The following is a 20,911-nucleotide window of genomic DNA, read 5'->3' as shown; positions in this document are numbered from 1 at the left end:
ACGCACACACTTGGCCTATATCGAACCAACTCCAACAAGGTGGGGTTCCGCTATGGCCAGGTTTCTAACTTACGACCTCAACCCAACGCACTACCCTGACATAATCGCGTTGCTGTTAACATGACATATTGACGTTGCCACGACAGATCAACCGATCCCGTTGATCGACAATTTTGCTATTCACAACTCTTGCACGGCGGCGCCGAACTCAGCATAATTCAGCGCCATGGAAATGAATCGACTAGAAGTTCCCCAATGGCAGAACTATCCGGGGCTGCTGCACGGCTTCATGGGCCGGCGCGGCGGCAAAAGCGTCGGCCGCTACGCCGGTCTCAACGTCTCTTACCGCGTCGGCGACGACAATAAAATCGTCAGCCAAAATGTCTGCGATATGAAGCTGGCGGTGGGCATTCACGACGGCAAGGTCGTCACCATGCAGCAAGTTCATGGCGACAACATTCTTGAGATCACCGACAAGAAAATGAAAGAGGCCGGCGAAGCCGACGGCATGGTGACCGCCGAGAATGGCGTTTACTTGGGTGTGCTGACCGCCGACTGCGTACCGATTTTATTCATCGCGCCCAAGCAAAAGTTGGTCGCCGCGGTGCACGCCGGTTGGCGCGGCACGCTCGCCGGGATCGCCGAGAAGGCCGTGCGCCTATTCCAGGATCGACATAACGTCGATGCGAGCGAGTTGGAAGTAGCCCTCGGTCCATCCATCGGCGTGTGCTGTTATGAAGTCAACGACGATGTCGCCCAGCCGCTGATGAAAAAATGGGGATCGCTGACGACTCCGAGCATCGCCGTCAAGGATGGCAAACCGCATATCAACCTAAGCCGGCTCAATCGCGATATTCTGCGCGAAGCCGGCGTGCCGGGCAAGCAACTGTTTCAAGTCGGCCCATGCACACGCTGCGCCGCCGAGGATTTTTATTCCTACCGCGGCGCCGGCGGCGAGACCGGCCGGCAGATCGGCGTGGTTGGCTGGCTGCCGGCGTAGTTCGCATTCTCCTTGATCGTGGTGGTAGAAATTCCTCGCGCCGTTGACCCTGTTCAGGGCGCTTAGGTTATTTGCCGTAGAGTCGGTCGTTGTTGCTTTCCATGCGCGAGCCGCTATTTCTTGTCGTTGACAACCTCAATTGTCGTTCGTATCATCTCCGTCATGACAAAGACTGTTTCACTCCGTCTCGATCAGCGGCTCCTGCGCGCTGTCGAGGTCGCTAGCAAGTCCGCCCACAAAGATCGTTCCGAGGTGGTTAGCGAAGCTCTTGAGCTTTGGCTCAAACGGCGGGCGGCGGTGGAAAAAGTTCGCCGTCACCGCGAAGGGTATGCACGCCACCCCGTTGCCCGCGACGAATTTGCTCCCGTGCTAAAATTGCAAACATGGCCGACGTAAATCGCCGAGAGCAACCTTGGCGATCGAGAAAGGGCACATACCATTGCTCAACTAACGTCTCGGTTTCTTGCCCAGTCACGGGTCATTGCCAAAGGCCGACGCATTCGTGATGTTCGACGCCTGGTCGAGACTTATGGTGGCAAAGCGTCGACCTGGGTCAAGAAGAGCAGTCCTCGCTTTGGGTTGGGCGTTCATCAGTTCGAATATCACTGGTATGAACATCCTGGCATTGGCCGAGTGGAAGTGAAACGAAAGGAGATACGCTCTCGATGATTGTTAAGCTCCGACGTAAAAACGCACGATATCCGGATCTCACCGCAGGTCTATCGTATGTCGTGATCGGAATCGAGGCCGACGATTACCGTATTTTGAACGATCAAGGCCGTCCGTATCTCTATCCTTCGCGCCTCTTTCAGATTATCGACTCGTCTAAGCCTCACGACTGGGTCACCGAAAAGGGCGAAGAGGGGGAGTCTTACGCCTACCCGCAGCCGCTCAATTCCGTGGGATTTTTTCAGGATTTCTTTGATGCCAAACCCAAGGCCGTGGTCACTTTTTGGCGGATTGTCAACCAACGACTAGTGAGTGCGAACAAAGCAAGGCCGCGCAGCGCGTCTAGCCCCTAACCAGTCGCGAACGTCACAACTCTACAAAACAAACTTCACTTTCCTTCCCCGACAAAAATAAACGGCGCCCGGAAGAACGGGTGAGAGGTCGAGATAGAGTTAGAGACAGAGACCGCCCCTCTGGCACTTCGCCTAGCTTGCCGATGCTGCGGAGGATTTCTATTCCTACCGCGGCGCCGGCAGCGAGACCGGCCGGCAGATCAGTGTGGTCGGCTGGCCGCCGGAGTAATGCGAATTTTCCATCGCATTAAAATTGCCCTTGACGACTCAGCGCGAAGCCGCTAGCGTTGGCGCAAATTTATTTTCACTGCATGATTCACGCATCGGAGGAGAACTATGAAAATCTCGCGGCGTACTTTTCTCACCAAGGTGACTGTCGGCGTCGCCGGTTTATCGCTCACGCGCGAAGTCAGTTGGGCGCAAGCGCAATCGAAGGGCAAGCTCGGCTACATGAAAATCGTCGATAACGCGGCGATGTTCATGGCGATGGAAAAAGGTTTCTTCAAGGCCGAGGGGATCGAGCTGGAAACCGTGCCCATGGCCGGCGGCGCGGTGATCGTTCAGGGCGTGACCTCGGGCGATTTGCAGTTCGGCTGGACCAACGTAATTTCGCTTTATCAGGCGCACGTGGAAGGGTTCGATTTTAAACTGATCGCCGGCGGCGCGACCAACGTGCGCGGTGCCAATGAAACCCACGCCATCGTGGTCGGCAAGGATTCGCCGATCAAGAGCGCGAAAGATCTCGAAGGCAAAACCGTGGCGGTCAACACGCTCAACAACATCGTACATCTGATGGCGCTCGCTTGGGTCGACAAGAACGGCGGGACATCGAGCAAAATAAAGTTCGTAGAGATTCCTTTTCCGCAGATGGAGCCGGCTTTGATCGCCGGCAAAGTCGACGCCATCAGCGTGCATGAGCCCTTCGCCGCGGTTGCCGCGCGCCGGCCGGAGACCAGAGTGCTGTCGAATCCCTGGGGCGATGTGCTGCCGAGATTTTTGGTCGCCAGCTGGTTCGCCTCGGAAAAATGGATTCAGAAAAACAAAGAAGTCAGTCAGGCATTTGTGCGCGCTATCAACAAAGGCGTCGACGCGATTCACGCCGACAAAGAGGGCGGCCGTGGCGCGATGATCAAGTGGGCTGGGCTCAATCCTGATTTCGCCGGCAAGATCGGCTTGCCCTATTTTGAAAAAGGCATCACCGAGAAAGATGTCCAAGTGACGATGGATCTGACCTACAAGTACAAAATGATTTCCCGTCCGCTCAAAGCCAAAGACGTGGTCAGCGATCTGGCGAGGAAATCCTGAAAAATAATTGGAGTGTTGGAGTAATGGAATGATGGAGTAATGGGTTCGGACAAGCCCAATACTCCAATATTCCATCACTCCATTCTTCCACCCGCCCGTGTCCATTCTCGATATCCAAAATCTTTCTAAGAGTTATCGCCAAGCCGGCGGCGAGACGACCGTCGCCATCGGCAACATCACTTGCCAAGTCGAAGCCGGCGAGTTTGTTTCTTTCGTCGGACCCTCCGGTTGCGGCAAGACAACCCTGTTGATGACCATCGCTGGATTGCTCGTGCCGAGCTCCGGCCGCGTGATCGTCAACGGCAAAGAAGTCAGCGGGCCGCCGGCGAATTTGGTTTTAGTGTTTCAGGAATACAACAAGTCGCTGTTCGCTTGGCGCTCGGTGCTCGGCAACGTGCGCTTCGGTTTGGATGCCCGCGGCGATCGTTCTCCTGATGCCGAAAAGAAAGCGCGCACTTTGATCGACCTAGTAGGACTCAAGGGTTTTGAAAAACACTATCCTTGGGAACTTTCCGGAGGCATGCAGCAGCGCGTCGCCATTGCCCGCGCATTGGCTTACCGTCCCGAAGTCCTGCTGATGGACGAACCGTTCGGTTCGCTCGATGCCCTGACACGTTTGGAGCTGGAAGACACGCTGCTAAGAATCTGGGCGGAGTTGAAAACCACGATACTGTTTATTACTCACGACATCGAAGAGGCGATTTACCTCTCCGATCGCATCTGGGTGCTGAGCCGGCGGCCGTCGGAGATCGTCCAGGAATTGAAAATCGATTTTACTCGCCCGCGCGATCAAGTGACGACTCGCGCCCAAGCGCGCTTCATGGAACTGCGCAACGAGATTTATCGCCAGATTGGCAACGCAGCGTCACTATGATCGCTTGGCGGAAATTCAATTGGCTGGGCTGGCTCGCCTTCGCGGCGTTATTGCTGTTGTGGGAATTGGCTGCGCGCAGCACGCCCAAGCTGCAACTTTATTTTCCGCCGGTCAGTCAAATTTTTTCCGCTCTCGGCCAGGCTTTGAGCGCCGGACCGGTGGCGCGGCATCTCGGTGTGACTGTCGGCCGATTTCTCGAAGGCTATTTGCTTTCGGCGGCGCTCGCCGTGACGCTCGGTGTGGTTCTCGGTTATATAAAATTTTTGCACGGGTTGTTTGAGACGGTCATCGAGTTCCTGCGGCCCATGCCGTCGGTGGCGATCATTCCGGTGGCGATCTTGTTGCTCGGTATCGGCGATGCGATGATTGTCGCGGTGACGGTTTACGCCACGCTGTGGCCGATCTTGATCAACACCATCGACGGCGTGCGCCGGGTCGAGCCGACGTTGATCGACACCGGCCGAACTTTCGGCCTCAAGCGCCGGCAAATTCTGCGGCAAATTATTTTGCCTGGCGCGGCGCCCTACATCGTCACCGGTTTGCGCATCGGCTTATCGATCGCGCTGATTTTGGTCACCACCGCGGAGATGATCGCCGGCAGCAAGGGCTTGGGTTTTTTCATACTCGATGAAGAGCGGGCGATGAACAGCGCCAACATGTATGGCGGCATCGTGTTGGTCGCGCTGCTCGGTTATCTGCTCAATCGGCTGTTCCTGCTCGGGGAAGCGCGGGCGCTGCGCTGGCGCCACGGCATGCGCACGCGGGAGTCGACTTAGAATGCGTTCGGCAAAATGGCATGGCTGGTTATTTCTCTTGGGCCTGTTTGCGCTTTGGGAAGGGGCCGCGCAGTTGGAATGGCTCAATCCGCTGATCGTGCCGCCGCTCGGTAAGATTCTCGGAATTTTTTCCGAATTGACTCTCTCAGGACAAATTCCGCAACAAATTCTCGTCAGCATGAAGCGCGCCGCCGCCGGTTATTTCCTCGCCGCCGCGGTGTTTATTCCCTTGGGAATTTTCATGGGTTTGGCGCCGACGGTCTATCGTTTATTCGCCGTGATCGTCGAGATGCTCCGCCCGGTGCCGCCGCCGGTGATGATCCCCGTCGCGCTGCTGTTTTTCGGCTTGGGCGACGAGATGAAAATCTTCGTGATCTTTTTCTCCTGCGCCTGGCCGATTCTGCTCAACACGCTTGACGGCGTGCGCCATCTCGATGGAGTTTTGCTCAATACCGCGCGGACGTTTGGACTTTCTCGGCGAAAAATTATCTGGCAAGTGATATTGCCGGCCTGTTCGCCGCAGATCATAACCGGTCTGCGCGTCAGCTTGCCGATCATGCTGATTCTGGTGGTGATCTCGGAGATGGTTGGCAGCACCGACGGCATCGGCTATTTCGTGCTCGACGCCCAGCGCCGCTTCCGAGTGGCGCAAATGTACGCCGGCATGTTGGCGCTGGCGCTGCTCGGTTACGCGCTCAATCAGCTGTTCAATTGGTTAATTCGCTTATTGCTGCCGTGGCAGCGGGGGATGATGCGAGGAAGGGAACTGGAGTGATGGAGTAGTGGAGTGTTGGAGTAATGGGTTTTCGGAGAACCCAACACTCCATTATTCCAATACTCCAACACTCCATTCTTCTAGACCACGTGCATGCCGCCGCCGGGAGGCGGTGTCGGCTGGTTCTTGCCGGGCAGCCACGGTACGTCTTTGCGCGGCGTGTTACCTTTGACGTTGAACTTGGCGCGGCCCATGTTTTCAAATTCGATTTCGATCACGTCGCCGGGATTCACCGGCATGAGACCTTCGTGAAAAGTTCCGGTGGCGACGATGTCGCCTGGGCTGAGGGTGAGAAATTTGCTTAGCCAGGCGATTTGATTGGGCAACTTGTGCGCCATCGCTTTGGTGTTGTAGTTCTGCCGCGGTTCGCCGTTGGTCCAAGATTTCACTACCACGTTATGGGGATCGGGGATTTCATCCTTGGTGATGATCCACGGGCCGCAGCAGCCGTGCGAGCCTTGGCCTTTGCCGACGAATTGAGTGCGCCGGAGTAAGCCGCGGGTCGAGATGTCGAAGATCGGCACGTAACCGAAGACGTAATCCAAAGCTTTGTTCTCCGGCACGTTCTCGGCGGTCTTGCCCATGATAAAGGCGAACTCCGCTTCGGGCTGGTAAACCACGCATGCTGGAATGTCACGGAGATTGACGGACTCGCCGGGGCCGACCAGGTCGGGAGATTTATAAAAATACTCGTTGGGAAAATTGTCCGCGGTGCGTTCCGGCCGGTCGATGTAGTTGCTGAACGCAGCGAGAAATTTGCCGGGACGGGCGAAGGGGCTTTTTAATTGGACCGTGTCGAGCGGCACGCCGCTCTGCTCGGCCAAGATTTTGTCGAAGCGCTTTTTGTATTTGCGCCAGCCCTCGATGATTTCTTCCATCACGCGCTGCGGTCCCTTGGCCTTGCGCGCGCTAATGGTGTCGCTCACGTCCACCACCATGTTGCCGTCTTTGATGACGCCGATGCGGTCGTCGTTGAATCGCAAAATTTTCAAAGTCTGCTCCCTCCCTGTGCGAAATTGCGCCTATCATTCTAACAACCGGGGAATAATGTCAAATCAATTGCGGCGGCCTTGGCTTTGCAAAAGCATATAATTATTGTAAGCCGTGGGTAGGAGGGCTCCATGTTACTGATCAACAACCAAGAAGTCGAAAAACTTTTCTCGATGAAAGATTGTCTCGCCGCGTTGGAAGACGGTTACGACGATCTGATGATTGGCGACGCGGTGTATCGGCCGCGTTTAGATCTGTGGATGCCCTGCGAGCGGCCCGATGGCTACTACCGCTGGGGCACCATGGAAGGGGCGAGCCGCAAGATCGGCGTGTTCGCGATCCGCATGAAATCCGATGTAGTTTACTGGCCCAATGGCGAGACTGAAGAAAAGTATTGTGTGGAGCCAGGCACTTGGTGCGGCTTGGTGATGGTCTTCAGCGTGCGCAACGGCGAGCCGCTGGCGATGATCAACGACGGCTTGCTCCAGCATATGCGCGTCGGCGGCTGCGCTGGTTTGGGTGTTAAATATTTATCGCGCGAGGACGCCTGCGATGTCGGCATCTTCGGTTCCGGCGGCATGGCGCGGAGCTATTTGGAAGCGTTTTACGAAGTGCGCAAATTGAAAAAAGTTAAAGTCTACAGCCCGACCAAAGCCAACCGCGAGCGCTTCGCTCAAGAAATGACCGGCAAGCTCGACATTGAAGTGGTCGCCGTCGATGCCCCGGAAAAAGTCGTGCGCGAGTCGGACATCGTCGCGACCTGCACCGATGCCACGCAAATTGTTTTCGACAACCCGGAATGGTTGAAGCCGGGCGCGCATATCACCTGCGTGCGCGCCTGCGAGGTCGGCCCCAAAGTGATTAAGCAATGCGATCTCTCGGTGAAGCTCGGCAAAAACACCATTGAAGCGATGGACGAGGGCATGGTGCGCTTGCACGGCAACGTTGGCTACATCGCCGGTCAACCCGAAGAGCGCGCGCGCATTCCCAATCCCACGGTGGATAATTACAAAGGCGACTACTTCAAGTACTTCATGGATGTGCGCTCAGGAAAAGTTCCCGGACGCGTTAATGACAAGCAGGTGACGTTCTTTATCAATGCCGGCACCCAGGGACTCCAATTCGCCGCCTGTGCCGGCAAAGTGGTCGAGCTGGCCAAGGCGGCTAAAGTGGGACGCGTGTTGCCGACCGAGTGGTTTTTGCAGGATATCAGAGACTAGGCAGTTTTGAGTGTTGAGTTTTTAGTGTTTAGTTTGGGACTCAAGAGTCAAAACTAAGAACTAAAAACTAGGATTAGTATCCCAAATCCTCGATCTCGTCGTCGTCCATGCCGAAGTAGTGGGCGATTTCGTGGATCACCGTGAGGCGGATTTCTTCGCGCAGATCCTCGGCGTCGGGGAAGTCTTCCAACAACGGGCCGGCGAATATGGTGATCTTATCCGGGAGCATGGGCGGGTCGAGCAGCGAGCGTTCGGGTAGCGGCACACCTTCATAGAGGCCGTAGAGCGTGTCTTGGTCTGGGTCGAGACCTTCGGAGCGTAACAATTGATCGGACGGCCATTCTTCAACGACGATTTCAAGATTTTGCAGTTGGGCGCGAAACTGGCGCGGTAAGGATTCCATCACGCGCGCGACTTCGGCTCTGATCTCGCGATGATTCACAGTTGCTAACTCTCACCCAAATGTTTCTCGCGTTCAAGTCTCGGGCAAATTGCCGTTTGCTCTTTATTCTATTTTTTCTTTCTAGCTGTGCGCCGTTGTTTACCGCCAAGCCGCCGGCGCCATCGAGTTTCGTCACCGACGACCTCGATGTCGCATCGTTGCGCGCGGCGATCGGCCAGAGCTTGGCTTATTTCCGCAAGCTGCCGCCGGACCGCGTGGTTGGCGAGCAGCCGCGCCGATTCACCGCGGCGGAAATTGCCGACTCCCTGACGGCCTTCGAGCGGCTGTTGGGCTCTGGCAATTGTCCTGCTTGTATCGCCCTTGAGCTTGACGCGCGCTTCGAGCTAGTGGCGTCGAGCGCCAGCGCCGATTCCCGCGATGTCTTGTTCACGGGTTACTATCAGCCGGTGATTGCCGGCAGTCTGACGCCGAGCGACGAATATCGCAATCCAATTTATGGCATGCCCGCTGAACTCGCGGCGGGGCAAAACGGTAACGGCGCTGCGCCGGCATCATTCTATTCGCGCCGAGAGATCGACGAAAGCGGCGCGCTCAAAGGGCGCGGTTTGGAAATCGCTTGGGCCAAAGATCCCGTCGAGGTTTTTTTTCTCCATATTCAAGGCTCGGGAATTATCAGTCTGCCCGACGGCGGCCGATTGAGCGTCGGCTACGCCGGGCAAAACGGCCGGCCCTATCGCAGCATCGGCCGGCTGCTCATCGACGACGGTAAAATTCCTAAAGAAGAAATGTCGATGCAGCGGCTGCGCCGTTATTTGGCCGACCACCCAGATGAGCGCGATAACATTTTCGCTTACAATGAAAGCTATGTGTTTTTTCGCGCCGTCGACAATGGACCTCTCGGCAGTCTCGAAGTTACGTTGACGGCGGCGCGCAGTATCGCGCTCGACTCCCGGCTATTTCCCAAGGGCGCGTTGGCGCTGATGCAGACTTCGATTCCCATCATCGGCCCTGCCGGCGAACTAGCGGGCTGGCGGCCGGTAACGCGCTGGGCGCTCAATCAAGACACCGGCGGGGCGATCCGCGGCTTGCAGCGCGCCGATATTTATTTCGGCAGCGGCGATCAAGCCGGCGCCTTGGCAGGTTATATGAATCGGCCGGGGCGATTGTATTTTCTCCTGCTCAAGCCTGAGGCGAAGAATTAGCGCTGCTTGAGTGGGTTTCGTAGGTCAGAGCTGTTCGGATTCGGACGTTCCTCCCGCAAAGGCGCCAAGGCGCCAAGTTCGGAATTATGTCTTTCTGTTCTTCGCGACCTTGGCGTTCTTGGCGCGAGAGATTCCGAACTGTTGTCAATTGTCGCGCGCCTCTTGAGCGGCTTTCTTACTCAGAGTAACTTAGTCGAGACGCTAACGACTATGGCACGACACTCCGAAACCCAACGGCTCAAATGGGCTTTGATCATCAGCGCGGTATATTTTTTCGCCGAGCTGATCGCCGGCTTCATGACCAACAGTCTGGCGTTGTTGTCCGACGCCGGCCATATGCTTTCCGATGTCGGCGCTTTGGCTTTGAGCTTGTTCGCCTTTCGCATGGCCAAGCGGCCGGCGACCCATCACAGCACCTTCGGTTTTCACCGCGTCGAAATTCTCGCCGCCTTGTTCAATGGCTTGACCCTGTGGTTCATCGTCGGCGTGATTTTCGCGGCGGCCTACAACCGAATTTCCGCGCCGCCGCATGTCGAAAGCTTCGGCATGATCGTCGTCGCGGTCTTGGGCTTGGCGGTCAATCTTGCCGCGGCGGCGATTCTGCACTCCGGCCACCACCATAATTTGAATATGCGCGGCGCATTCTTGCACGTGGTGAGCGATGCGATCGGCTCGGTGGGCGCCATCGCCGCCGGCGTGGTCATGCTGACCACCGGCTGGTATCTCGCCGATCCGTTGATCAGCGTGTTTATCGGCGCGCTGATTCTGTTTTCCTCCTGGAGCTTGGTCAAGGATTCGGTGAACGTGTTGATGCAGACCGTGCCCAAAGGCATCGAGCTGGCAGACGTGCGCCGCACCATCGAGTCGGTGGACGGCGTCGCCAAGGTGCACGATTTGCACGTTTGGGCGGTGACATCCGACATCTACACGCTGAGCGCCCACGCGGTGGTCGAAAATGGCGGCGACTTTCATCAGGTGTTGAACGGCATCGAGGACGCTATGAAAGAACGTTTCAATATCGAGCACACGACCATTCAACTGGAAACTGAAAGCCGGGAAGATAAGGAATACAAAGCTTTCTAAACCGCCAGGCGCGCTTCGCGGCATGAAAAGATTTTATCTCTACACATTCGTGGTGGTCGTCGTCAGCGCCGTCGCCTACGGCGTTTGGCATTTCAACGGCACAGCCTCGGCTATCGTCATCTCCGGCGTCATCGAGGCGGACGACATTCATGTCGGCTCGAAAATCGGCGGCCGGGTGTTGAAGGTGGTCGCCAAAGAAGGGCAAACCGTCAAAGGCGGCGAGAGCCTGGTACTGTTGGAGCCCAACGAGATGAACGCGGCGTTGGCTCAGGCGCAAGCTGAGTTGCGCCAAGCCCAGGCGAAGTACGCTCTGATGACCGCCGGATCGCGCTCGGAAGAGATCGAACAAGCCGAGGCGGCGGCGAAGCAAGCCCAAGCTGAATTGGATCAATTGATTTCCGGGCCGCGCTAGGAAGAAATCGCGCAGAGCGCCGCCGAGTGGCAAGCCGCCAAGGCCCAGGCGGAAAACGCCGGAAAATTCTCGCAGCGGATGGAAGGACTGGCGAAGCGCGAACTCATCGCTAAACAGGAATACGACGACGCCCTAGCGAAAGCGGACGAAGCGGCGCAGAAAACCAAAGCGGCGCGGGAACGTTACGATCTGCTGCTCGCCGGCACGCGCAAGGAAGAAGTGGAGCGGGCGCGCCAGCGCTTGGCCGAGGCGGATGCCAAGCGGCGCCAGATTCGCAGCGGCTTTCGCAAAGAGGAAATCGCCCAGACCAAGTCGGCCATGGAAGCGGCGCGGGCACGGGTCGATGTCATGCAAACACAATTGGAAGAGACCGTGATCAAAGCGCCGGTGGACGCGCTGGTCGAAACCCTCGATCTCGAACCGGGCGATCTGGTCGGCGCCGGCAAACCGGTGGCGACTTTGCTGTGCACCGGTAGTTTATGGGTGCGCGCCTATCTTCCCGAAGCGCGCTTGGGTTTTGTCCAACCGGGACTGAAAGTCGCCGTGCGTGTCGACTCGTTTCCTGGCAAGAACTTCGCCGGCGTGGTGCGCCGCGTGCATCGTCAAGGCGAGTTTACCCCACGCAACGTGCAAACCCAGGAAGAGCGTGCGCTACAAGTGTTTCAGACCGAAGTGGTGCTCGACGATCCCGATCATGTGCTCAGGCCGGGGATGAGCGCGGATGTGACGATTCAAATACGGTAAGGGGTTAGGGGTAAGGAGTGAGGAGAGGTTGAGCGCTGTCATCAAAGCTGACGGGCTGGGCAAAAAATTTGGCGCCCTCACGGCCGTCGATAACGTCAGCTTCGAAATCGACGCGGGGGAGATTTTTGGTTTTCTCGGGCCCAATGGGTAGGGGAAGTCGACGGTGATTCGCATGCTCTGCGGATTGTTGCAGCCGAGTTCCGGGCGCGCCGAACTGGCTGGCTTCGATATCGTCAAACAATCGGAAGAAATTAAAAAGCGCATCGGTTATATGTCGCAGCGCTTTAGTCTTTACGAAGACCTGACGGTGGCGGAGAATCTCGACTTTTACGGCGCGATCTACGGATTGTCCCGCGCCGACATGGCGCTGCGTCGGCGCACGGTGGTCGAACTCGCCGGTTTGGAAGATCGCCAGGAGCAGCTCGCGGCGACGCTTTCCGGCGGCTACAAGCAGCGCTTGGCGCTGGCTTGCTCGCTCTTGCACAGTCCCAAGATCGTTTTTCTCGACGAGCCCACCGCCGGCATCGATCCGGTGGCGCGCCGGGAGATTTGGGATTTACTCTTTCGTCTTGCCGCTGAAGGCACCACGCTGTTTGTCACGACCCATTACATGGACGAGGCGGAGCGCTGCTCGCGAGTCGCTTATATTTATCTGGCGAAACTGATCGCCCTGGGCCGGCCGCAGGATTTGAAGCGCTTGCCCGAGATTACGCCGGACGGTTCTGGCTGGTTCGAAATTAGCAGCGACGACGCGACGGCATTGCTGCCCGAGCTGCGCGGCCATGCGGATATCGTCGATGCGACCATCTTCGGCGAGGCGGTGCATGCCCTGGCGCGTCGCGGCACCGACGCCGCGGCGCTGGAAAAATATTTTCTCCAGCGCGGCGTCGCCAACGTTCGCTGCCGCGCCGTGCCGCCATCCTTGGAGGATGTTTTCGTCACGCTCACTAGAATCCAGCGCGGCCCGGCGAAAGGACGATGATGTTTCGCGGCCTGTGGGCGATTCTTAAAAAAGAAATCATTCACATCAAGTGCGATCCGGCGACGCGCTTTATTTTCGCCATCCCGCTGGTCGAGCTGTTGCTGTTCGGCTACGCCATCGACACCGACGTCAAGCATGTTCCTACGGTGGTTTTCGATCTCAATCGCGGCGCCGAGAGCCGTCAACTGCTCAAAGAATTCGAAAACACCCGTTATTTTAAAATCATCAAGGAAGTGGATTCCGATCGCGAACTGAATGACGCCATCGTCAGCGGCCAAGCTAAGATCGGCATCAAGATCGCCGCGGATTATGCCGCGGCGCTGGTCAATGGACGTCAAGCCCAGGTGCAGGTGCTCATCGACGGTTCCGACTCGACGACGGCGCTTCAGGCGCTCAACTCGAGCCAGCAGTTGGGCTTCTTGAAGTCGTTGGCGATCGAAAACATCTCGCCGGCGGATTTCAAAGTCGACATCCGGCCCAGGCTGCTGTTCAATCCCAATTTGCGCAGCGCTAATTTTTTCGTGCCCGGATTGATCGGTATCATCTTGCAATTGGTCACGGTGTTTCTCACCGCCTTCGCGATCGTGCGCGAGCGCGAGCGCGGCACGTTAGAACAACTGCTGGTCACGCCGGTGTCCAAGGGCGGCTTGATCGTCGGCAAGCTGCTTCCCTACACCGTGATCGGATTTGGCCAGACCGTGCTGGTGTTGTTGGTGATGGTCTTTCTATTCAAAGTGCCGGTGAGCGGCTCGATTCCGTTGCTGCTGTTTCTTTCGTTCTTGTTTTTGATTCCGGCGTTGGGCATCGGCATCCTGATTTCGACCTTTGCCAAGAATCAGGGCGAGGCGCTGCAGCTTTCGCTGATGACCATGCTGCTGTCGATTCTGCTTTCCGGTTTCTTGTTTCCGCGCGATTCCATGCCGCTGATTATTTATCTTTTGAGCTTGCTGATTCCGGCGACTTACTTTTTGGAAATTCTCCGCGGCATCATTTTGCGCGGCGCGGGAATCGCGGCGTTGTGGGATGAAGCTTTGGTGCTCGCCGGCTTCGGTATATTCTTCATGGTGCTCAGCGCGCTACGCTTCAAGAAGCATCTGGGCTGATCCTCGCTCCATCCTCGCTGCGCTCGGAATTTCAGATTTCACATTTCAGATTTCAGAATTGTTACGCTGGCGCCGCGCGGTAGTAGGCAGGCCATTAGGGCTACGCTGATGAAGGAGAGAATTCCTAGCAGCCAAAAGATTGTTGGCAACTCGGCGGTTACTAGCATCAGGCCGACGATGGATGTTGAAGTAGTTTTCGAGACCTGCTGAATCAGACGGTCGAGAGACACGATGCCGCCGCGCAGCTCCGCCGGCGCATTTTGGGTCAGCAAACTTTTTTGCATGGGCGAGATCACGCCGTTGGCCAGGCCGTAGAAAAACAGCGCGCCGCCGACCAGCCAGACATTGCCAATAAACGGCACGGCCAGCACCGCGCCGCCGCTGACGACAAAGGCATAAAATAAAATATTCGCTTTGTCGCGCCCCGCGGCGATTCTTCCCGCTTGGCTTGAAGTCGCCATGGCGCCGACGGCAAAAAATGGGTAGAGCAGTCCCGCCGTCGCCGTCGAAATCCCGTGGGTGCGGACGAGAAAAAGTGGAAAGTAAGTGAGAAAGCCATAGTCGAGAAAAAAGCGCAGAAAGCCCGCGGCAAAGGCGATGACCAAGCGCGGGTGGCGGGCGAGGCGCAGGATGTCGCCGAGATAATTGGCCGCCGGCTCTTTGTGCTTGCCTTTGGTTTCCGGCATCCAAAACAGCGCCGCCAGTCCTACCGGAATCGTTAGCAAGTAAAAGATAAAGGGCCAGAACCAGGCGATGGCGGCGAGCAAACCGCCGAGCGGCGGAAAGACGAAATAGCCGATGCGGTCGAGAAACACTTTGAGTCCCTGGCCGCTGATTTCCTTGTCGCCCTCCAATAGATCGCCAATCAGCACGATGGTCAGCGGGATCACCGCGCTAAACGCCACGCCTTGCAGAGTTCTAAATGTCAGTAGCCAAGCGAAGCTGGGCGCGAACGCCATGGCCGTGCCAAACAGGCCGAATAAAATTAACCCCACGCCGAGCAGCAGGCGCCGGCCGTACAGATCGGCGATGAAACCGAAGATCGGCGAGAGCACGATGGCCGGCGCGGTGAACACGGTCATGATCCAAGACAATTGCGCGTCGCTGACCTGAAACGGTTCGCTCAGTGCCGGCAGCGCCGGCTGAATGAAATTGACGCCCATCATCAAAGAGATGCTCGCGGCGTAAACGATGGCGAGGGCGCGGGCTTTTTCCGGTGCGAGTTTTTCCAATCCGAAGATGGCCGCGATGGAGTGCATGGGCGAACCGTAGTTCAAGCGGCGGAGCTTGTCTAGAGTTTGGCGTCGTGACTCATATGCTCAATGAACAACTCCAATCATTGATGGGTCTGTCTTGCCCCCCTTTGAAAAAGGGGGGAAGGGAGGATTTTCTTTTGCGCGCGAAACAAATCCCCCTCGGTCCCCTTTTTTCAAAGGGGGATGTTCAGAACGGTCGGTTTCCGAGTGGTGCGCAAATTGCCGCCGTGATATGGATGTGCGCAATTTGCACATCGCATAAGGAGAAGAGTTATGCCCCAAGACATGCGCACGTGGATCGATCAACTGGAAAAAGCCGGGCTGTTGGCGCGCATTATCAAACCGGTGGACCCGCGCACGCAGATGGGCGCGCTGCTGTGGCAAGCGCGCGATCGCGGGTTACTGTTTGAAAATCTGCCGGGCTATCCCGGTTGGCGCTGTTTGGGGCAGGCGCCGGGCGATGTCGCATTGGCGCCGGTGGCCTTCGGTGTCGAGCGCGATCAGATGATTCCGGAATTTGTCCGGCGCACGGAGAAGCTCGGCAAAACTCGGCTGGTCGAGACCGGGCCGGTGCAACAAAAAGTTTTGCTCGGCGACGATGTCGATATTACTAAAATGCCGATTCATCAAGCCGGTATTCGCGACGGCGGGCCGTTTATCGGTTCGGGTTTGATGATCACGAAAAATCCCGAGACCGGCCAGCGCAATTTGAGTTTTCATCGCCTGCAGATGAAGGGACCGAAGAAGACCGGTATTCTGCTCTATCCGCGCCACGCTTGGGCCAATTATCAAATGTACGAAGCGCAGGATAAGCCGATGCCAGTGGCGATCATGATCGGCCATCATCCGATGTATTACTTCGCCGCCGCGACGACGACCCAATATGGCGTCGATGAATTGGAGATCGCTTCGGCGCTCTTGCAAGAAGATGTCGAGTTGGTGAAATGCCGCACCGTCGACTTAGAAGTGCCGGCTTGGGCGGAGATCGTGCTTGAGGGGGAAATCCCGCCGAAAATCCGCGAGCCGGAAGGACCGTTCAGCGAATTTCAGGATTACTATCTCACCGGCGCAGGACAAAATCCCATCGTCAACATCAAAGCGATCACGATGAGAAATGACGCGATCTTCAAAAACGTCCAGAACGGCACCGAAGTCGAAGGCTGCGTCTATCACAAAGTGCCCATGTCGGCGCAAATTTTGCGCCGCGCGCGGAGCGTCGGCGGCTTGGCCGACGTGCGAAACGTTTTAGTCATGCCGGGAATCTTCGGCGTGGTGGTGCAGATGAAGCCGCGTTACTACGGCGAGGCGAAGAACGTCTTGATGTCGGTGCTGTCGAGCGAGTATCAACATCCCAAGATCGCCATCGCGGTGGACGTCGACGTCGATATATTCAACTACGCCGAGGTGCTCTGGTCGATCAACACGCGGGTCAATCCGGCGGAAGATATCGTGACGATTCCCGGCGCCAAGATTCATGCGATGGACCCGTCCTGTCCCGAGTTCGGTCAGCCCGGCGCGCCGGGCTGGCACCGGGTCGGCGGCAAGATGATCATCGACGCGACCAAGCCGCCGGAATGCGACGCCAAGCGGCGCAACGAGTTCGAGCGGCTCCGACCGGTGGGCTGGGAGACCGTTCACTTGGAAGATTTTTTGCCGGCGGGATCGCCGCCGCTGCGGATCAAGCCGAAGATTCCTGGGGATTGAGTTAGGGGTAAGGGGTGAAGGGTAAGGGGCAACCCCAAACTTTGCACTGCTGCGTGTTATTCGTCGGGTTCGCCGAAATAGTCGCGGACGATTCTTTCTTTGACGTATTCGATGGCGCCCAAGTCTTGGATGATATCGCCGCCGGTGTCGTAAAAGAAAATATCGCCATTCTTATTGCGGCCGATGGCCACCAGCCATTCCAATTCGTCCCGGTCTTCCAATAAATAATTGATCGCTTGGTTGGCGCCCTTGCTGGCGATGATGGTTACTTTGGGGTTGGCGGTCTTTCTTACCTGGGTCATTTAGAGCCTCCTGAATCGTAGCGAACTCTATAACAGAAGGGAGGCCTTCACAACTTACCCGCCGGCGCGAGCTTTTTCCGCCCATGCACCGCGGCGATCCGCCTACTTCATCGAGAAGTCGACGCGGTTGGGTTTGCCCTTGGCTTGGGACGCTTCGTCGGCGCTGAGCGGCTTGGCGGCGACGATGAATAAACGCTCGGCGTTTACCTGATTGGTCGCCAACAGCGCGTCGCGCACCGCTTGGGCGCGCTGGCTGGCGAGTTGACGCATTTCTTCGTCGCCGGCCTTGGCGTTTTGCAGCATCAGTTTTTCCATCTCCGGCACGGGTATATCTTGGGCGAGGCCGATGAAGTTGCGCGGTTTGGCGAAACTCTCTTCGCCGTAGGCGGCTTTCAAATATTGGCCGTACTCGTTGGCGGCGACTTGGACTTCATCCACGGATTTCGCGCTCTCGCCGCGGCGGACTATATCTTTCAACTTCTGGGCTTTGACCTTGCGCTCGATACTGGCGCGCTTGAGACCGTCGAGATCGCTGGACGGGTCGACCCGGCCGCTAAGTTCGAGATTCAATGCCGGGCGATTGTTGAGGGCCTTCGCCAGCGTGGCGATTTTGGCTTGCGCCGCCGGATTCAAATTCGCCCGGCCGTTGTCGAACTCGATGTAGCTCAGTTCGTCGCCGCCGCTGCCGCCGCCGAAGGCCGCGGCAAGCAGAGAGAAGGGCGCGGTGATCGCTTTGGTGATGACGTTGATAATAATCCGCCAGACGATGCCGCCGACGCTGAATTGCGGGTCGTCAAGCGAGCCGGTAATCGGCAGGTCGATGTCGATGACGCCGTTGCGGTCTTTGAGCAACGCTACGGCGAGGAGCACCGGCAGTTTGGTCGCGTCGGGGCTGTCGATCTTGTCGCCGAAGGTGAGCTGGTTAAGAATGATTTTGTTCTCGGCGTTGAGCTTGCGGTTGTCGAGTTTGTATTTGACGTTGAACGACAGCTTGCCTTTTTCGATGCCGTAGCCGACGTAGCGGCCGGAGTAAGGCGTCATCGGACTGAGTTCGATCTCCTTGGCGTCGGCGACCAAATCGAGAAACAGTTCTTTGGAAAGCGGATTGAGCTTGCCTTTGATTTTCACCGGCGCGGCGTTGTCGAGTCTCGCGTGGATTTCCAGATCGCCGGGCGCTTCCGGTTTCAATTCAGAAACCGCACCCTGGACGCCGGTCAAGTTGGCCGAGTAATTGGGTTTGATGAAAAAATCGCTGAAGTTGATCTTGCCGCCGGCGAGATTGATCTTGCCGATGCTGATCGCTTTGTCACTTGGCGCTGTAGCCGGCGGGGTTTTCTCGCTGGCCACAGCGGCGCCGGCCTCTTTGCTAGCTTCTTTTTCGACCGCGAGCTTTTGCAAGTTGAACTTGCCGTCGGCGCCGACGATCAAGCGCGAATAGAATTCCGCTAAATTAATTTCGCCGATGCGCAACTGAAACGGTTCCAATGCGAATTGCATTTGTTCGAGGGCTAGCGATTTCCATTTGAGAATATCCAGGGCCGTAGTTTTTTCGACCATGCCGAAGTCGGCGATCTGCACGGCGCCAGAATAATTGACCTTGGCCGGACCGCTGTCGGCGGCGTCGAAGCTGAGATTGCCCTTGGTGCCGATGCGGCCGCCGGTCAAAAGAAAATTGACTTGGCTGTCGAGGTAGGGCTGGAACGGCAAGATTTCTAAATCTTCCGCTTCAACGACAAGCTTGGCGTTCAGCGGATTGGTCATCATGGGCCCAGCCAGGCGGAGCGCGCCTTTGTTGTTAAGCCGGGTGCGCAGCGTCAGTTTGCCTGGACGATTTTTGCCGTTGGAAAAGTTTTCAAGCCGCAAGGCGATTTCGCTCAAGTTGGTGCGCACCGGCGCCGGCGTGGCGCGGTCGTCGAAGCCGACTTTGAAACCGTCGAGGACGATCTGCTTCATGTCGATCTGCCACGGCGCATCGTCTTTTTTTGCCGGCGCGGCCGTCGTCGGAGCTGGTGTCGTTTCGCTCTTGGCGATGCGCGTGAGATTGAGCGTGCCGTCGGCTTCCCGCTGGATATAGCCCGCGCCGTCTTTGGCCTGGAGCGCGCCGATGAGCAGAGACTTTTTGCCGACGTCGATGGCGCCGTCGCGCAGCGCGAGAGAACTGATGCGCCAGAGCGGTTCCGGTTGTCCGGCCAGTTCCAGGCGAAAGTTGCGCAACGTTGCGTTTAAATTCGCCAGCGCGATGTCGGGCTGATCCGGCTTGTCCGCGAAATGATAGTCGGTCCCTAGATCGAGCAGGCCGTCTGTGATTTCCGCGGCCAGTGCATCTTGATAGTAGGGCGCTAGAGCGGCGGGGCGGAGCGCTTCGATGTTTATTTTCCCTTCGGCGATGAGCGGCGTGAGTTGCAGCGTGCCGGTGTGCGAGAACTTCTCTTTCAATGCCGATTCAAATCCAATCTCGACGTTGGCTTTCTTGTCGGCTTCGTTGTTCAGGCCGGCGACTTTGATGGTGAGATTGTTGAGCTTGGTTTTGTACTGCCGTTGCGGCTGATCGTCCGTCAACCAAACCGTCGCGGCATCGACGGCGATCTCGTCGATATGGTAGGCGAAAGGTTTGCCGTCGTCTTTTTTAGGCTCGACTAGCGTGGAATTGGCAGGTTTAGCCACCAAGTTGGCCAAGTTGATTTCACCTTTGCGATCACGGCGGACGTTGACTTCGAGTCCCTGGGCTTTGACCGATTTCACCTTGGCTTTGTTGGCGAACACTTCGAAGGAGTCGATAATGACTCCGAAGTTGGCGAACTTGAGCAACGCTGCGCCGCTCTGCTGCATGTCGAGCGCATTCACCGCCAAATTGCCGGCCAGCGCCAACACCGAGGGCTGGTTTTTCGCAGTCTTGAATGCGGCGGTGATCTTGCCGTTGAGTTGGCCGGAAGCCATTTTGAAGTTGAGCGCCACCGGTGAATATTCCAGATACTTGGCGATCTCCAACTTGTCGATGTCGATGTCGATGTCGATGTCGATGTCGATGCCGAGGGTGCTTTCCAGGCTGTCTTTGAACGGCGTGGTGGTGTCGCCGGCGAGATGGAACGGCGCGCCGTTGACGATCGCCGACAGTTCCGGCTTGACCTTGATCGCGGCGTAGGAAGGCAAGCTGGAAATAAACGGGATGCCGACCTTGAGCGCGGCGATGGTATGCTTGGTTTGTTCCAGTCGGTCGTCGAAGTCGATCTTGCCGTCGAGGATCTCGATATTGTTCAGGGCAAAACGCGGCGTCGGCCCGGACGGTCCGGACATGAATTCGTCGATCACATCCTGAAAATTATATTTGCGGTCGTCGCCGCGCACGATGCTGACGTAAGGTTTGGTCAGCTTCAGCTCTTCGATCACCGGCGCGAAACGAAACAGCGAGCGCATGTCCAAGTTGACGAACAGCTCGTCGAAGGAGAGTTCGGTGGCAGTTCCTTGGCGCGCCTTCATGACAAAGCCGCGCACGGCGACCGTCAAGGCGTAGGGATTGAGCTTAATCTGTTCGATGGAAACTTCGCGGTGGAGTTTTTTGCCGAGCTCGGCGGCGATCTTGCCGCGCAGAAGCGGCGGCGCGACGAGGCCGAGAAGAATTCCCAGGCCGACAAAGATTGCCACGGCCCAGAGCCCGAGCTTGCGTGTGCGCGGATGGCGCGCCAGCGTCAACGCTCGGCCCTGCATCTGTTTCATATCGGGCGCCATGAGGTGGGTGAATACTAACGAATAGGGCGGCG

18 protein-coding genes and 1 pseudogene are annotated in these 20,911 nt (G+C 57.2%); 14 read left to right on the top strand and 5 right to left on the bottom strand.

Translation table 11 applies throughout. The features are described from left to right. Nucleotides 1-226 precede the first annotated feature (226 nt). From pgeF to EXR70_06240, 6 genes are all read left to right on the top strand, one after another. Nucleotides 227-1,000 carry a peptidoglycan editing factor PgeF gene (pgeF, locus tag EXR70_06265; protein MSP38076.1) on the top strand — a complete coding sequence of 258 codons (774 nt, stop codon included), beginning with the start codon at nucleotides 227-229 and terminating at the stop codon, nucleotides 998-1,000. Nucleotides 1,001-1,665: 665 nt separating this feature from the next. Continuing rightward, complete coding sequence (locus tag EXR70_06260; protein ID MSP38075.1) at nucleotides 1,666-2,022, top strand: hypothetical protein; 357 nt, start codon at nucleotides 1,666-1,668, stop codon at nucleotides 2,020-2,022. Between the two features lie 336 nt (nucleotides 2,023-2,358). Beyond that, nucleotides 2,359-3,327 (top strand): transporter substrate-binding domain-containing protein, encoded by a 969-nt coding sequence (locus EXR70_06255; protein MSP38074.1) that lies wholly within the window; start codon nucleotides 2,359-2,361, stop codon nucleotides 3,325-3,327. 103 nt (nucleotides 3,328-3,430) lie between these two features. Beyond that, complete coding sequence (locus tag EXR70_06250; GenBank protein MSP38073.1) at nucleotides 3,431-4,201, top strand: ABC transporter ATP-binding protein; 771 nt, start codon at nucleotides 3,431-3,433, stop codon at nucleotides 4,199-4,201. Next, nucleotides 4,198-4,977 carry an ABC transporter permease gene (locus EXR70_06245; GenBank protein ID MSP38072.1) on the top strand — a complete coding sequence of 260 codons (780 nt, stop codon included), beginning with the start codon at nucleotides 4,198-4,200 and terminating at the stop codon, nucleotides 4,975-4,977. Before EXR70_06250 ends, EXR70_06245 begins: the two co-directional genes overlap by 4 nt. Further along, nucleotides 4,862-5,752, top strand: coding sequence for an ABC transporter permease (locus EXR70_06240; GenBank protein MSP38071.1), 891 nt, complete (start codon nucleotides 4,862-4,864; stop codon nucleotides 5,750-5,752). The genes EXR70_06245 and EXR70_06240 overlap by 116 nt, the downstream gene beginning before the upstream one ends. Nucleotides 5,753-5,832: 80 nt before the next feature. Here EXR70_06240 and EXR70_06235 read toward each other — a convergent pair whose 3' ends face one another. Beyond that, complete coding sequence (locus tag EXR70_06235; protein ID MSP38070.1) at nucleotides 5,833-6,744, bottom strand: FAA hydrolase family protein; 912 nt, start codon at nucleotides 6,742-6,744, stop codon at nucleotides 5,833-5,835. 129 nt (nucleotides 6,745-6,873) lie between these two features. On the opposite strand from EXR70_06235, the gene EXR70_06230 reads away from it, so the two are divergent. Further along, entirely contained in the window at nucleotides 6,874-7,962 is a 1,089-nt protein-coding gene (locus tag EXR70_06230) for an ornithine cyclodeaminase family protein (protein MSP38069.1), read from the top strand. Nucleotides 7,963-8,035: 73 nt separating this feature from the next. Here the strand turns inward: EXR70_06230 and EXR70_06225 are convergent, their stop codons facing one another. Continuing rightward, nucleotides 8,036-8,365, bottom strand: a complete 330-nt coding sequence (locus EXR70_06225) for a metallopeptidase family protein (protein MSP38068.1) — start codon at nucleotides 8,363-8,365, stop codon at nucleotides 8,036-8,038. 41 nt (nucleotides 8,366-8,406) lie between these two features. Here EXR70_06225 and EXR70_06220 point away from each other — a divergent pair, with 41 nt between their 5' ends. The 6 genes and pseudogenes from EXR70_06220 to EXR70_06195 all read left to right on the top strand — a co-directional run bounded on the left by EXR70_06220 (nucleotide 8,407) and on the right by EXR70_06195 (nucleotide 13,891). Then, nucleotides 8,407-9,567: a transglycosylase gene (locus EXR70_06220; protein ID MSP38067.1), complete on the top strand. Its 1,161-nt coding sequence runs from the start codon at nucleotides 8,407-8,409 to the stop codon at nucleotides 9,565-9,567. 210 nt (nucleotides 9,568-9,777) lie between these two features. Then, complete coding sequence (locus EXR70_06215) at nucleotides 9,778-10,650, top strand: cation transporter (GenBank protein MSP38066.1); 873 nt, start codon at nucleotides 9,778-9,780, stop codon at nucleotides 10,648-10,650. Between the two features lie 22 nt (nucleotides 10,651-10,672). Continuing rightward, the gene (locus EXR70_06210) at nucleotides 10,673-11,062 is read left to right on the top strand and encodes a biotin/lipoyl-binding protein (GenBank protein MSP38065.1); all 390 of its coding nucleotides are present in this window, start codon (nucleotides 10,673-10,675) and stop codon (nucleotides 11,060-11,062) included. A gap of 78 nt (nucleotides 11,063-11,140) precedes the next feature. Next, nucleotides 11,141-11,806, top strand: a complete 666-nt coding sequence (locus EXR70_06205; protein MSP38064.1) for an HlyD family efflux transporter periplasmic adaptor subunit — start codon at nucleotides 11,141-11,143, stop codon at nucleotides 11,804-11,806. A gap of 28 nt (nucleotides 11,807-11,834) precedes the next feature. Next, a pseudogene (locus tag EXR70_06200) lies at nucleotides 11,835-12,788 on the top strand (ABC transporter ATP-binding protein). Continuing rightward, nucleotides 12,785-13,891, top strand: coding sequence for an ABC transporter permease (locus tag EXR70_06195; GenBank protein MSP38063.1), 1,107 nt, complete (start codon nucleotides 12,785-12,787; stop codon nucleotides 13,889-13,891). The pseudogene EXR70_06200 and the gene EXR70_06195 overlap by 4 nt, the downstream one beginning before the upstream one ends. 38 nt (nucleotides 13,892-13,929) lie before the next feature. Here EXR70_06195 and EXR70_06190 read toward each other — a convergent pair whose 3' ends face one another. After that, nucleotides 13,930-15,168 carry an MFS transporter gene (locus EXR70_06190; protein ID MSP38062.1) on the bottom strand — a complete coding sequence of 413 codons (1,239 nt, stop codon included), beginning with the start codon at nucleotides 15,166-15,168 and terminating at the stop codon, nucleotides 13,930-13,932. 252 nt (nucleotides 15,169-15,420) lie between these two features. Between EXR70_06190 and EXR70_06185 the strand changes: the two genes are divergently transcribed. Further along, the gene (locus tag EXR70_06185) at nucleotides 15,421-16,851 is read left to right on the top strand and encodes a UbiD family decarboxylase (GenBank protein ID MSP38061.1); all 1,431 of its coding nucleotides are present in this window, start codon (nucleotides 15,421-15,423) and stop codon (nucleotides 16,849-16,851) included. A gap of 56 nt (nucleotides 16,852-16,907) precedes the next feature. On the opposite strand, the gene EXR70_06180 is transcribed toward EXR70_06185, so the two are convergent. Further along, the gene (locus tag EXR70_06180; GenBank protein MSP38060.1) at nucleotides 16,908-17,153 is read right to left on the bottom strand and encodes a hypothetical protein; all 246 of its coding nucleotides are present in this window, start codon (nucleotides 17,151-17,153) and stop codon (nucleotides 16,908-16,910) included. A 102-nt stretch (nucleotides 17,154-17,255) separates the two neighbouring features. Next, complete coding sequence (locus EXR70_06175) at nucleotides 17,256-20,879, bottom strand: DUF748 domain-containing protein (GenBank protein MSP38059.1); 3,624 nt, start codon at nucleotides 20,877-20,879, stop codon at nucleotides 17,256-17,258. Between the last annotated feature and the right edge of the window lie 32 nt (nucleotides 20,880-20,911).

It is taken from the genome of Deltaproteobacteria bacterium, assembly GCA_009692615.1.
Taxonomy (GTDB): domain Bacteria; phylum Desulfobacterota; class Binatia; order UBA9968; family UBA9968; genus DP-20.
The sequence above is the reverse complement of the archived record's forward strand: the minus strand, read 5'-3'. Positions and strand labels throughout refer to the sequence as shown.